The sequence below is a fragment of the Pseudomonas sp. LA5 genome (assembly GCF_028640825.1).
GTDB lineage: Bacteria > Pseudomonadota > Gammaproteobacteria > Pseudomonadales > Pseudomonadaceae > Chryseomonas > Chryseomonas aestiva.
Genome location: NZ_JAQYZY010000029.1, coordinates 1 through 12,366 on the forward strand (window position 1 = coordinate 1; position 12,366 = coordinate 12,366).

10 protein-coding genes and 1 pseudogene are annotated in these 12,366 nt (G+C 59.6%); 8 read left to right on the plus strand and 3 right to left on the minus strand.

Features of this window, described 5'->3' with window-relative positions; genetic code table 11:
- The 6 genes and pseudogenes from PVZ72_RS08400 to PVZ72_RS08425 all read left to right on the plus strand — a co-directional run.
- Positions 1 to 1,354 (plus strand): annotated as a pseudogene (locus PVZ72_RS08400) (ISNCY family transposase); the annotation flags it as partial.
- A gap of 367 nt (positions 1,355 to 1,721) precedes the next feature.
- The gene (locus PVZ72_RS08405; RefSeq protein WP_007162504.1) at positions 1,722 to 2,072 is read left to right on the plus strand and encodes a metalloregulator ArsR/SmtB family transcription factor; all 351 of its coding nucleotides are present in this window, start codon (positions 1,722 to 1,724) and stop codon (positions 2,070 to 2,072) included.
- Positions 2,073 to 2,091: 19 nt separating this feature from the next.
- Positions 2,092 to 3,381, plus strand: a complete 1,290-nt coding sequence (locus tag PVZ72_RS08410) for an arsenic transporter (RefSeq protein WP_007162505.1) — start codon at positions 2,092 to 2,094, stop codon at positions 3,379 to 3,381.
- 10 nt (positions 3,382 to 3,391) lie between these two features.
- On the plus strand, positions 3,392 to 3,862 hold the full coding sequence (locus PVZ72_RS08415) for an arsenate reductase ArsC (protein ID WP_007162506.1): 471 nt from the start codon (positions 3,392 to 3,394) through the stop codon (positions 3,860 to 3,862).
- A gap of 14 nt (positions 3,863 to 3,876) precedes the next feature.
- Positions 3,877 to 4,596, plus strand: coding sequence for an arsenical resistance protein ArsH (gene arsH, locus PVZ72_RS08420; RefSeq protein WP_371099832.1), 720 nt, complete (start codon positions 3,877 to 3,879; stop codon positions 4,594 to 4,596).
- 276 nt (positions 4,597 to 4,872) lie between these two features.
- The gene (locus PVZ72_RS08425; protein WP_231893101.1) at positions 4,873 to 5,124 is read left to right on the plus strand and encodes a helix-turn-helix domain-containing protein; all 252 of its coding nucleotides are present in this window, start codon (positions 4,873 to 4,875) and stop codon (positions 5,122 to 5,124) included.
- Positions 5,125 to 5,389: 265 nt separating this feature from the next.
- On the opposite strand, the gene cadR is transcribed toward PVZ72_RS08425, so the two are convergent.
- Positions 5,390 to 5,821, minus strand: coding sequence for a Cd(II)/Pb(II)-responsive transcriptional regulator (gene cadR, locus PVZ72_RS08430; RefSeq protein ID WP_186354194.1), 432 nt, complete (start codon positions 5,819 to 5,821; stop codon positions 5,390 to 5,392).
- Between the two features lie 292 nt (positions 5,822 to 6,113).
- Between cadR and PVZ72_RS08435 the strand changes: the two genes are divergently transcribed.
- Entirely contained in the window at positions 6,114 to 8,324 is a 2,211-nt protein-coding gene (locus PVZ72_RS08435; protein WP_425326784.1) for a heavy metal translocating P-type ATPase, read from the plus strand.
- 372 nt (positions 8,325 to 8,696) lie between these two features.
- Here the strand turns inward: PVZ72_RS08435 and PVZ72_RS08440 are convergent, their stop codons facing one another.
- Complete coding sequence (locus PVZ72_RS08440) at positions 8,697 to 10,124, minus strand: heavy metal sensor histidine kinase (RefSeq protein WP_169887035.1); 1,428 nt, start codon at positions 10,122 to 10,124, stop codon at positions 8,697 to 8,699.
- Positions 10,125 to 10,129: 5 nt separating this feature from the next.
- Positions 10,130 to 10,804: a heavy metal response regulator transcription factor gene (locus PVZ72_RS08445; RefSeq protein ID WP_007162511.1), complete on the minus strand. Its 675-nt coding sequence runs from the start codon at positions 10,802 to 10,804 to the stop codon at positions 10,130 to 10,132.
- A 265-nt stretch (positions 10,805 to 11,069) separates the two neighbouring features.
- On the opposite strand from PVZ72_RS08445, the gene PVZ72_RS08450 reads away from it, so the two are divergent.
- Positions 11,070 to 12,278 (plus strand): TolC family protein, encoded by a 1,209-nt coding sequence (locus PVZ72_RS08450; protein WP_273861671.1) that lies wholly within the window; start codon positions 11,070 to 11,072, stop codon positions 12,276 to 12,278.
- Positions 12,279 to 12,366 lie beyond the last annotated feature (88 nt).

The window sequence follows — 12,366 nt, forward strand, 5'->3', positions numbered from 1 at the left end:
CTCAAGGTCATCCAGGCGGTGACCGAGGGTTTCCTTACGCCCACACGCGCTGCCCAGCGCCTGCAGCTGACAACACGGCAGGTTCACCGCCTGGTGCAGCGTTACCGGGACACCGGCGTATCAGGGCTGATCTCTAGAAAGCGCGGCCAGCCCAGCAATCACCAGTTGCGTCCCGGCCTTGAGCGGCGCGCCGTCACCCTGATCCGCACGCATTACCAGGATTTCGGTCCCACGCTTGCTGCCGAGAAACTGGCCGAGTGCCACGGCTTGCGTCTAGCCAAGGAAACGGTTCGGCGCATCATGATGGATGCCGGCTTGTGGACGCCGCGTCGGGCACGACCGCCTAAGGTGTACCAGCCACGTAATCGCCGAGCTTGCCTCGGCGAGCTGATCCAGATTGATGGCAGCGATCATCGCTGGTTCGAGGATCGTGCGCCGGCGTGCACCCTCTTGGTCTACATCGACGGCGCCACCAGTCGCCTGATGCACCTGGCGTTCACCCGTAGCGAATCGACCTTCAGCTACTTCCAGGCCACCCGTGCCTATCTGGAACACCATGGCAAGCCTGTCGCCCTCTACAGCGACAAGGCCAGCGTGTTCCGGGTCAATAGCAAGGATGCCCAGGGGCGGTGCTGGTCACACGCATTTCGCTCGGGCCATGTTCGAGCTGAACATCGATACTTTCTGCGCCAACTCCAGCCAGGCCAAGGGGCGCGTCGAGCGTGCCCATCTCACCCTGCAGGATCGCCTGGTCAAGGAGCTGCGACTACGAAATCTCAGCACTGTCGAGGCGGCGAACGCCTATCTGCCGTTGTTCATGGCTGATTACAACCGGCGCTTCGCCAAACCGGCCCGCTCTGATTTCGATGCCCACCGCGCAGTACGTGACGACGAGGACCTGACTCTAGTCTTGACGTGGCGAGAGCCGCGTCGAGTGTCGAAAAGCCTAACGCTGCAATACGACAAGCGCCTCTATGTTCTGCACGATACGCCGCAAACCCGAGCATTGGCTGGCCGCTACGTAGAGATCTATCACTACCCGGACGGCCGGATCGAGGTGCGATCGGAAGGCGCTGCCTTGCCTTACGGCATTCTCGATCAGCTGCCTGAGGTCAACCAAGGCGCTATCGTCGAGAACAAACGGCTGGGGCACGTCTTGCAAGTGGCGCAACTGATGCAAGAGCAGCGCGACAATCGGCGCTCTCATTCGGTACCTGGCAATCCAAGGCCTACTAAAGCCCAACGCTCAGAGCCGGCGAAGAAAAAAGCAAAAGAGTTGATGCCAGAGGACCTCCTAGCTGCTCTTCACAAAAGCCCACTACCAAAGCGTAACCGTCATGCGTCAGTCGATTAGCGCTGAGGGCCTGGCCGCCCTGGTTGCAGCCGGGGCCGCTTGGGATGTGCGTGCTAGTCCAGGCCCTGAAGGGCACGGATGGCAGCTACAGGTGCGCTACAGCAAAGAAAGCCGACATTTTCCTCTCCGCTCCCGGCGCGAATTGGTGAGGGTGTTTCGGTCATTGAATGCGCTCAACCGGTACGCGCAAAGTGTTGGAATACGCAGGTATAGGGTGGAGAACTAGGGGACTCGGCTGCCAACCCAGGGAGCGACCGGGGAGACCTGCCTTTGCATTCGCGGTCACTTCGGCCGGATAAGCACCTTCCAAAGGCTCGAATACATCTGTAAATTCGAATATTCGAAATCACAGATATAAAGGCTGCCCATGTACCTTCAGCCGCACACCTTTTTCAAATGCCTCGGTGACGAAACCCGAGCCCGGATCATGCTCATGCTCGCCGCTGAGGGCGAGCTATGCGTTTGCGAATTGATTTGGGCGCTCGACGATAGCCAGCCGAAGGTCTCTCGCCACCTGGCTCAACTCCGCGTCTGCGGTTTGCTGGAGGATCGCCGTCAAGGTCAGTGGATCTATTACCGCATTCATCCCGAGCTGCCTCAATGGGCAATGGAAGTGCTCCAGGCAACGCTCGAGGCGAACCGCTCTTGGCTTGGCGAAGATCAGGGCCGCCTTGCTTCGATGGAAGGTCGTCCGGTACGCCGGGTTTCCTGTTGCTAAGTGACTTCGGAGACCTGACATGCTGTTGGCAATTTCAATTTTTCTCATCACGCTGGTGCTGGTGATCTGGCAACCTCGCGGGCTTGGCGTGGGCTGGAGCGCGTCGGCTGGAGCGATACTCGCCTTGCTGACGGGTGTGGTTATGCTCAGCGACATTCCATTGGTCTGGCACATCGTGTGGAACGCCACCGCGACGTTCATCGCGGTCATCATCATCAGCCTTCTGCTGGATGAGGCGGGCTTTTTCGAGTGGGCTGCACTTCACGTGGCTCGCTGGGGCCAGGGCAGCGGTGCGCGCCTGTTTGTGCTCATGGTGCTCCTCGGGGCAGCCGTCTCAGCGCTATTTGCCAACGATGGCGCAGCCTTGATTCTGACCCCCATCGTCATCGCGATGCTGACTGCGCTGCGCTTCAGTCCGGCAGCAACCCTGGCTTTCGTTATGGCCGCTGGGTTCATTGCCGACACGGCCAGCCTGCCCCTGGTTGTCTCAAACCTGGTGAACATCGTCTCCGCGGATTTCTTCGACATAGGGTTCGCTCGATACGCCTCGATCATGTGGCCGGTGAATCTGGTAAGCGTAGTGGCGACCCTGGGGATGCTCTGGTGGTTCTATCGAAAAGAGGTGCCACCTTCGTATTCACCGGAGGTGCTACGCCGACCAGAGCAGGCGATCAGGGATCGCCCTACGTTTATTGCTGGCTGGTGGGTGCTGTTGCTCCTACTGGTCGGCTTGTTCGCTCTTGAGCCGCTTGGCATTCCTATCAGCGCTGTTGCCGCCGCCTGTGCGTTAGTGCTGCTGATCATTGCAACGAAGGGTCATGTGATCTCGACACGTAAGGTGTTGCTAAATGCGCCCTGGCAGGTCGTGCTGTTCTCACTTGGCATGTACCTAGTGATCTATGGGTTGAAAAATGCCGGGCTGACGGAGGGGCTCAGCTCGTTGCTTGCCACCTTTGCCGATCATGGCCTGTGGGCTGCCACGTTGGGCACCGGCTTCACCGCTGCGCTGCTGTCCTCTGTCATGAACAACATGCCCAGCGTGCTGATCGGCGCTTTGTCGATCCAGGGCAGCGGCGTGACCGGACTGGTGCATGAAGCCATGGTGTACGCCAACGTCATTGGCTGCGACCTGGGCCCGAAGATCACGCCTATTGGCAGTCTGGCAACGCTGCTGTGGTTGCATGTCTTGGCTCAGAAAAACATCCGCATTACCTGGGGTTACTACTTCAAGGTTGGCTGTGTCCTCACCTTTCCCATTCTGCTCACGACGCTGGCAGCCCTTGCCGTGCGTTTGAGCATCACTGCTTAGGAGTCACCTTATGAAGATCCTGTTCATGTGTACGGCCAATAGCTGCCGCAGCGTTCTTTCCGAAGGGTTGTTCAACCAGATGGCGCCGGCCGGCTTTACGGCTATCAGTTCGGGAAGCTTCCCGAGTGGTAAACTCAATCCACGAGCGGTAAGCACTTTGCAAGGCTTGGGCATCGACACGTCGGGCCTGTACAGCAAGGGATCTGAGGTGTTCGCCGACACTCCCCCCGATATCGTCATCACCGTATGTGACAAGGCTGGCGGTGAACCTTGCCCGGTGTATTTTGGCCCAGCCATTAAGAGCCACTGGGGACTATCTGACCCCTCCGATGTAGAAGGCAGCGATGAGGCTATCCAGGCCGCTTTCGACGCAACTGTTGAGCACATCAAAAGGCGATTCGCAGCATTCTTCGCGCTGGATCTAGTAGCGCTTCAGGGCGCGGAGCTGAAGCAGGCGCTGGATCGGATCGGAGCACTGTGATGAGCGATTTAGAGATGGAATCTGCCGAGACCTTGCCGGCCCTCGATTTGTCGCTGCTGGATCTGCCCAGCACAAACAGGTTGGGGCTTTCAGACACCTCTGATACCAAGCCACGAATCCTTCTACTCTATGGGTCGAACAGGGAGCGTTCATTCAGCCGCCTGCTGACGCAAGAGGCCGCACGTCTGCTCCAGCTCATGGGCGCCGAGACCGTGATCTTTGATCCATCCGGGCTACCACTCCCCGATGACGCACCGGTCGACCACCCCAAGGTGCAAGAGCTGCGCGACCTGGTGCTCTGGTCAGAGGGGCAGGTGTGGTGTTCGCCGGAACGTCACGGCGCCATGTCTGCGGTACTCAAGGCGCAAATCGACTGGATTCCCCTGACCCTGGGCGCCGTACGGCCCACGCAGGGCAAGACACTCGCCGTCATGCAGGTTTCCGGTGGCTCTCAGTCGTTCAACACGGTGAACCAGATGCGGATTCTCGGGCGGTGGATGCGCATGCTGACCATCCCGAATCAGTCGTCTGTGCCGAAGGCTTATCTAGAGTTCGACGACGCGGACCGAATGAAGCCTTCCGCGTATTACGACCGTGTGGTCGATGTGATGGAGGAATTGGTGAAGTTTACTTTGCTGGTTCGTGGCCGTGAGGATTACCTCGTTGATCGCTACTCGGAGCGAAAAGAAAGCGCGGACGCTTTATCGGCCAGGGTCAATCAGCGCTCTATCTAGCCCCGAGCGAATGGAATGATCGCTGGGCGCTAACCAAGCTAGCCCAGCGCAACGGCAGAAACTGAGTCCAGGTCTGTTCGACTGACCTCTTGTTTTGACATTTCTACTTGGCCGGCGCAACGACATCTGTACTGAGCCTTGAAACGGCGTGTTACGGCCAAGTAGTAATGTCGCGATCCAGCCAAATAGAAATGTCCCGATCACCTGTGGTCGCTAGCCTACCGGCTTTGCTAGCGATACGGAGCGATCAGGATGTCAGCCCACGAGCGGATCACGATGAGCCTACGCGAAGTAGATCGTCTCAAGGTCATCCAGGCGGTGACCGAGGGTTTTATCACGCCTACCCGCGCTGCCCAGCGGCTGCAGCTGACAACACGGCAGGTTCACTGCCTTGTGCAGCGTTACCGGGACACCGGCGTATCAGGGCTGATCTCCAGAACGCGCGGCCAGCCCAGCAATCACCAGTTGCGTCCCAAAGCGCAACCGTCATGCGTCAGTCGATTAGCGCTGAGGGCCTGGCCGCCCTAGTTGCAGCCGGGGCCGCTTGGGATGTGCGTGCTACTCCAGGCCCTGAGGGGCATGGATGGCAGCTACAGGTACGCTACAGCAAAGAAAGCCGACATTTTCCTCTCCGCTCCCGGCGCGAATTGGTGAGAGTGTTTCGGTCGCTCGACGCGCTCAATAGGTATGCACAGAGCGTTGGGATACGGGGCTTCAGAGTAGAAAGCTGAAATGGGTGCTCATGCTGCTGCTCAGTGTCTCCCTGCAGAGTTCGGATATATCCAATGTGGGCTCAAGGCTCACTAGTCCTAATAGGCCCTGGGGTATGGAAAGAACAATCCGCTAGCCCTTGCAGAATACCGCAGGACTCGATGGGGCGCGCTCCACCGCACCTTTCACGTAAGGCAGTCATGTGCTGCTTTAGCTGCAGTAATGCCACGATCCGCGCCTCCACCTGCTGGAGATGGGAATCCAGCAGCGCGTTGACCTCGCTACAGTCCTGCCTTGGGTTTTCGCGCAGGCCCTGCAGGGCACGAATCTCGGCATGCGTCATGTCCAGCGTGCGGCAGTGCAGAACGAACTGCAATTGCTCAAGGTGTGCCTTGCTGTACAACCGGTAATTCCCGGCGCTACGTGCTGGCTCCGACAACAGCCCTTCCTTCTCGAAGTAGCGGATGGTCACAACTTCGCATCCTGTGAGCCGGGCTAGCTCCCCAATCCTCATGTCCACTTCGGCCGCCTTGAGTGCTTGACTCTATAGTAACTATAGGGATTGTAATGCTCCCCATTCAACGGTGAAAGTGGGGGCTGACATGAGCGATTGCGGATCAAAGGGGTGCGGTTGCAGCTCGGCTGCGTCAGGCCCTCTTCTTACGCCCGAACCGACGGCCAGCGCCCTGGCCGAGGCTAGGGAAGCTCACTACCTTATTCAGAATATGGACTGCCCCACAGAGGAAGCGCTCATTCGGCGCAAGCTGGGGGGCTTGTCCGGCGTTGTCGGCTTGGAATTCAACCTGATGAAGCGCACGCTGATCGTACGGCACAACCTGCCTTCGCTGACCCCATTGGAAGAAGCCTTGTCAGCGGTCGGTATGCAGGCGGTGCGTCAGGGAGACGACCCGAGCACGCAGATTACCCGTCTTGGCATAGCCCAGATGGATTGCCCTACCGAAGAGACCCTGATTCGGAAAAAGCTCACCCTTCTTCCTGGTGTAGTTGATCTGGACTTCAATCTGATGCAGCGCACATTGACTGTGCGTCATACCGCCAGCGCGCTAGCCAAGGTACTCGATGCGATCCAGTCGCTAGGCTTCGAAGCTCAGGAGCTGGACACCCAGAATTATCGCACTCCACCATCAAGGGCCTATAGCGACTCGACGCCGTGGCTGCCGCTCGGCTTCTCTCTTGCTGCTGCAATAGCCGCTGAGGGCATGTACTGGTATCTAGGTGGCAATCATTGGTCGGTCCTGGTACTGGCGTTGATTGCCATCTCCCTGGGTGGGTTGTCCACTTACAAAAAGGGCTGGATAGCGCTTAAGAACCGCAATCTCAACATGAACGCCCTAATGTCGATTGCCGTCACCGGGGCCATGTTGATCGGCCATTGGCCGGAAGCGGCGATGGTGATGGTGTTATTCGCCCTCGCCGAGGTCATTGAGGCCAAATCGCTGGATCGTGCCCGCAATGCCATCCGGGACCTACTCGATCTAGCCCCCGAACAAGCCACGGTGCAGCAGCCTGACGGTACTTGGCTCGATGTGGAGGCCAAGCAGGTCGCTATCGGTAGCCGGGTGCGGGTGCGGCCGGGCGAGCGCATCGCGCTCGATGGTGTGCTGCTAGAGGGCGGCTCCACCGTGAGCCAAGCGCCGATCACTGGGGAAAGCCTTCCCGTTGAAAAGGCCCCCGGCGATCCGGTCTATGCCGGCACTATCAACGAGTCTGGATCCTTCGAATATCGCGTCACGGCGGTGGCCGGCAACTCCACCTTGGCACGCATCATCCAAATGGTGGAAGAGGCGCAAGGCAGCCGCGCTCCAACCCAGCGCTTCGTCGATCAATTCGCCCGCTGGTATACGCCTGCCGTTTTCGTGCTAGCAATTGCCGTGGCGGTACTACCTCCCCTGCTTCTGGGCGCAGCTTGGATGGATTGGCTCTATCGGGCCCTGATTCTGCTGGTGGTGGCCTGCCCCTGCGCCTTGGTCATTTCCACTCCGGTCACCATCGTCAGCGGACTGGCTGCCGCAGCACGCCAAGGCATCCTCATCAAGGGTGGCGTTTATCTGGAGGATGGTCGCAAGCTGCGGTGGCTAGCCTTGGACAAGACCGGCACGCTCACCCACGGCAAACCCGAGCAGACCGACGCTATCTCCTTGAACAGCGCCTTGACCGATAGCAGTCGCAGCATTGCAGCGAGTCTCGCTAGCCGCTCTGACCATCCGGTATCCAAAGCCATCGCGAAAGCCGCCGTTGGCGACGGTGTGGTGCTGCGAGAGGTCGGGGAGTTTGCCGCGCTGCCTGGCCAGGGCGTACGCGGTGTGATCGATGGACAGACCTATCATCTTGGAAACCATCGAATGGTCGACGAATTGAGGGGGTGCTCCTCGGACCTGAAACAGCGCATCACGGCGCTCGAAAGCGAGGGCAAGACCGTGGTGATGCTGGTAGGGGCTGACGATGTACTGGCGATCTTCGCTGTCGCCGACACCATCAAGGACAGCAGCCGCAATGCGATAGCCGAGCTGCATGCGCTGGGTATCCAGACCGTGATCCTGACGGGCGATAATCCACATACCGCCCAAGCGATTGCTGCTCAGGCCGGAATAGATCGCGCCCAAGGTAACCTGCTACCGGCCGACAAGCTGCGCGAAGTCGAACAGCTTGCCCAGTCCAGTAAGGTCGGCATGGTAGGAGACGGTATCAACGATGCCCCGGCATTGGCACGCGCCGACATTGGCTTTGCGATGGGGGCTGCGGGCACCGACACGGCCATCGAGACAGCAGACGTGGCCCTCATGGACGATGATCTGCGCAAGATTCCAACCTTTGTGAAGCTCTCTCGCGCCACCGCTCAGGTGCTCTTGCAAAACATCGTGCTTGCACTTGGCCTAAAAGCCGCTTTTTTGCTGCTGACCTTCACTGGGCAAGCAACCATGTGGATGGCCGTATTCGCCGATATGGGAGCCAGCCTCTTGGTAGTGGGCAACGGGCTAAGGTTGCTGCGCCAATAAGCTGGCATTCCTCGTTGATGACCGGGAGGGTTTGAAAGGTGTCCCACGGCAAATCCTCGCGCCAATCACAACTGCAGTTACTGGGTTACCCAGCCTTCGGGCAGGCCGTAAGGTCTGCTTCAGCACCTCGATCGTTTCGGGCGAGATAAGCAGCTTCATGGGCAGGGGTATGTGTACATTCGTATATGCGTAAAAACGAATAAACAGGTTGCCCGAGTATCCTCGCGCTGCTTGCTGCATTGGAAGACGTTGTAGTTCGTCTGCAGAAAGACGCTGGTCGGGAAGTCCTGCATATGCAGCCCTGTCTATAACAGCTCCGGGTTAGTTATTGACATGTCTACGCTGCCATATCGACCAGCATCGTGCTCACACCTATCTATTGGTGGGGGAACAAAGCGCTTCCGCTTCGCCTTGTTCATCAAAGTTGGTTACGGGCGTAATTGCTGGAGGAAATGTCAGCGTGAAGCGCGTCATTCCATTATGAGATTCGGCCTGCACCAGGCCCCGGTGAGAAATCATAATCGCGCGGACGATCGCCAACCCTAATCCACTGCCGCCTGTAGGTTGATCGCCAGCCCGGTAAAAGCGATTGAAGACATTCGATAACTCATCCGGATCTATGGGAGATCCTTGGTTTATCACAGCTGCCCATCCACCACCTTCCTCTTGCGCGCCAAGCTCTACTATCACAGCCGTTCTTGGATAAGCGTGGCGAATAGCGTTTGATAGCAGGTTCGATAGCGCACGCTGGATCATCAACTTGTCGCCCTCGACTTGAAGCTGTCCTTTGACTACTAGCTCTATTTCGCGCGCTTCGGCATAAGCCTCAAACAGGCTACAGACCTTAAGTGTCTCTTGCTCGACGGCCACTTGGCTCAGTGAGGTTAGCGGTTCGTGGCTGTCCAGACGCGCGAGGAGGAGCATGTCCGCGACAATACGGCTCAAGCGGTCCAGTTCGTCTAGGGAGTCCTCCAAGGCCTTTTGATACGTGGCCTCGTCACGCTTCCGGCTAAGTACCATCTGCGTTCGACCTATGAGGATCCCGAGCGGGGCGCGCAATTCATGGGCAACGTCGTCTGCAAAGCGGTCTAGTTGCTGCACGCCCGTATTGAGGCGCTCCAACATCGTGTTCAGCGCGATGGCTAGATCAGCTACTTCTGCAGGCAGATTGGTGTCATCCACTCGCAATGTCAGCTGCCGGGTAGTAATCGCACGGGCAGTACGGCGGAAGTGGCGTAACGGCGCAAGGCCCTGATAACCCGTCCACCACGCCGCGGCGCCAATCAGCAGTAGCAGAATCGGCAGACTTATCAAGGCTGCACGTAGGAAAGCATCCAACAAAAATCTATCACTGCTGCGGTCCTGGCTGAGCAGTAGCTGTAGTGGAGGCAGCGATGGGATGGTCAGGCTAGTCCGGATAGTTAATAGATCGTGGCCGTCATCAGAATGCCAGGCCAACGTCTGGGCGTCTGGCCAACGGCCCGGCCGTAGCTCATCGGCATAGGCATGGGAGCCAAGCCCATACAGGGGTGTGTCCTCTTCCGCCGAAAGCACGGTGACCGACAGCTCATCGTGGCCGAGCAGAGCGTCAGCTAGTACGTGCTGCCAAGGCGCTTTGGTAGGATTTGCAGGACGCTCTTCCAGGCTGTGCTGGATCTGCCCTAATTTGGCTTGCAGCTGGTCAACAGCACGCTTATCAAGCTCCCGCTCTAGAACGCTGTACACCATAACGACCAAGATGATAGCCAGCAGCAAGCCCACGCTCGTGACGATCATCCCCAGGCGCAGGGCGAGGCTCATGGGTCTCATGAACGGCGCTCCATCACGTAGCCAACGCCTCGTACTGTATGGATAAGCGCCTCCCCGAAGGGCTCATCGACCTTCATCCGCAAGCGTCGAACGGCGACTTCCACCACATTGGTGTCACAGTCGAAATTCATGTCCCAAACGCGCGAGATGATCTCGGTGCGGGAGAGCACTTCGCCCTGGCGTTGCATGAGCAGGTGAAGCAGCGCGAATTCCTTGCTGGTCAAGTCGATGCGCTGGTCCCCGCGAAACGCACGATGGCGAAAGGGATGCAGCTCAAGATCGGCCAGGTGCAGGGTATCACTGACCACTCGCGTTTCGCCGCGTCTGAGCAACGCGCGGATGCGGGCGAGCAACTCCGGAAACTCGAACGGCTTGGTCAGATAGTCGTCAGCGCCGGCGTCCAGTCCTCGGACGCGCTCGCTGGTTCGGCTCTGGCCCGTTAGGAGCATCACGCGGGTCTGCTTGCGTCGCCGCAGCAATTCCAGGACCTCCAGACCGTCCATAGTCGGCAGATTAATGTCCAGCAGGATCAGGTCGTAATCCTGCTGCAGAGCCAGATGCAGACCATCAATCCCGGTCGCGGCGCGATCAACCACATAGCCATTCTCCGTGAGGCCTTGCTGCAGATAATCCGCGGCGCGGGCTTCGTCTTCCACTATCAGTAAGCGCATCGTCTGTATCAGTCGTGTCGAGGATGTTGCGGAGGCTGAAGCCTGTAGCCGCTAGAGAGTCAAGCGATCAAGCGTGCCGGTATACCTGGACGGCGGCAACTTCCTTACAGCTTTGTAATGTTGGCGTCACCGGAGCGATAGGTGGCGCTCCCTAGAGTCGGCTCCGCTATCACGCGACGATCTCTTCGAACGTCGCGCCTTCTGCACAGGAGTCGCTGCAGTGCCGTTATCCCTTCCATGTCGATATCCCGCCCCATGGCGCCTGATGGGTCTGGCGCTGGGGCTAGGTCTGCTGCTCGCCGGCGGACCGGTCCAGGCCTCATCGCTGACCCTGGAGCAGGCGCTGGCCCAGGCCCTGCGCGACAATCCCGACTACCTGGCGGCCCGCCAGGAGACCGCCGCGGCCGCAGGTGCACGGCAGCAGGCAGGCCTCCTGCCCAACCCGGAACTCGCCTTCGAGGTCGAGGACACGCGCTCTGCCAGTCAGACGCGCAGTCTCACGCTCACCCAGCCCTTTGAACTGGGTGGCAAGCGCGCCGCCCGGGTGGCGGTGGCCGAGGCCAACGCTGGCGTGGTCAATGCGGACCTCGAGGCGCGACGCTATGCCCTCCGGGCGGACGTCATCCAGAGTTTTTACGAGTTGTTACTGGCCGCTGAAGGGGTGCGGCTCGCCGAGCAATCGCAGGCACTGGCACAGCGCAGCCTGGACAGCTCAGGGGCGCAAATTCGAGCGGGCAAGATTTCACCGGTATCGGGTACCCGCGCGGAGGTAGAACAGGTCACCCAGCGGCTGGAGCTGAGACGCGCACTGCAGCAGCGTGACAACGCGCGGGTGAGTCTTGCCCGCCAATTGGGTGTCTCCGTGACAGAGCTCGGTGAGCCGGTCGGTGACCTGGATCGTCTGCCCGCACCTCCCGGCGAAGCCCGGCTGCTGCAGGCCATCCGCCAGACGCCGGCGATGCTCAAGGCCCGGCGGCAGGTCGCCGCCGGGGATGCCGACGTCGATCTGCAGCGCAGCCAGCGCTATCCGGACGTGCGGGTGAGCCTTGGCAGTCAGTACGACGAGCTTGAGGGGGAGCGGGTCAATCTGGTGGGCTTCTCGCTTCCGCTGCCGCTGTTCGATCGCAACCAGGGCAACCTGCTCGCGGCCTCCAGTCGTGCCGATCAGGCCCGCGATCTCCAGCGAGCGACCGAGCTGCAGGTTCAGGCCGAAACCCTTCAGGCACTGCGCGACTGGCGTAGCGCATCGGCTGACGTCGACGACCTGCGCAACCGCGTTCTGCCAGCGGGCCAGCGCACGGTCGATGACCTCACGCGCGGCTTCTCGCTGGGTCGTTTTGCCCAGCTGGATGTGCTCGAAGCCCAGCGCGTCCTCATTGCGGCGCGGGGGCAGTACCTGCTCGCCCAGCGGGCGCAGATCGCCGCCTGGGCTCGCCTCGAACGCCTCCATGGCCCGCTCTTCACTTCCCCATGACGCTACAGATCCCGGGATCAGACCGGGTGCGGAGTTCTTGCATGACCATGACTTCATTCAGGCCGAGACTGCTGCGGCCGCTGCTGAT